Raw genomic sequence first — 1,045 nt, forward strand, 5'->3', positions numbered from 1 at the left:
ACCTGGCATTTCGCAAGGTGCGCCACACGATCCTGCGCCTCATAGGCGACCACTACCGACGCCAGCGGGGGGCACACCGCTCCTGGCAGGGCTGCGACCTAGACCTCACCGGCGTCATCATCGACGGCCCCTTGAACTTCCACGGCGCGAGTTTCTCCGGCGCCAGGGTGTCCTTCGACGGCGCAACATTCTCCGGCGGCACGGTGTCCTTCGACGACGCGACGTTCTCGGGCGGCAGGGTGTCCCTCGGCGGCGCAACATTCTCCGGGGGCCATGTGTCCTTCCGTCGCGCAACGTTCTCCGGCAGCAACGTGGACTTCGAAGATGCGACGTTCTCCGGTGGCGGGATGTCCTTCTCTCGGGCGATAGGTGAAGCTCCGCGTGGGCTTCCTCTCGACAATCCCCCCGCGGAGGTGGGGGACATCCCCGCAGAGTGGCGAGTAAATCCGTAGCCAGTGGGGGCGGAAACGGTTGTCTTCGCCCCCTGGAGCCAATCCAATCCGCCGAAACGCCCAAACAGGTCAAAAAACGGGTGCCCGTTCCATTGGGATCCGTTCCGTATTGGCGCCCCCCCATTTAGCCCCCTAGGGTGCTGATCGGACGCCGACGCCACCGGGCCCGGCCGACTGAGGGGGCTTCATGGGCACACCCGCGCACGAGCACTGGACCGACCTCACGGTCCGCCGCCCCGACGACGTCCGCACGATCACCAGCGGACGGGTCTCGCTCTCCTGGCAGATGGAGAAGCGCGCAGGCCATGTGGACCGGCTGATGAACAGGACACTGCCCGCAGACTTCCCCGAGCCTGTCGAGCGTGGTGACGCCGGCGATGTGCTGGCCGTGCTCGCCCTGTCGGAGTCGATGCGGCGCGACCTCGCCGCCCGCCGCGGGGGCGACATCCGAGAGGCCATCCTCCTCGGGGCCACCTGGACCGAGATCGCGGCCGCGATCGACGCCACACCGGACGAGGCCCGCGCCGTCCTGCGCGACTGGACTGAGCGTCAGCACCTGCTCCACCAGAAAGAAGTCGAGCGCGGTCGGCCGC

2 protein-coding genes are annotated in these 1,045 nt (G+C 67.9%); both read left to right on the forward strand.

Going from position 1 to position 1,045, the window contains the following annotated elements:
• The coding region (locus BFF76_RS30730) for a pentapeptide repeat-containing protein (RefSeq protein WP_208604905.1) at positions 1–452 on the forward strand (452 nt) is incomplete at its 5' end.
• Positions 453–639: 187 nt separating this feature from the next.
• Positions 640–1,045: hypothetical protein (locus BFF76_RS30735; RefSeq protein WP_065849519.1), on the forward strand; the 406-nt coding region annotated here is incomplete at its 3' end.

Origin of the sequence: Streptomyces mutomycini (genome assembly GCF_001700505.1) — a bacterium.
GTDB classification, from domain to species: domain Bacteria; phylum Actinomycetota; class Actinomycetes; order Streptomycetales; family Streptomycetaceae; genus Streptomyces; species Streptomyces mutomycini.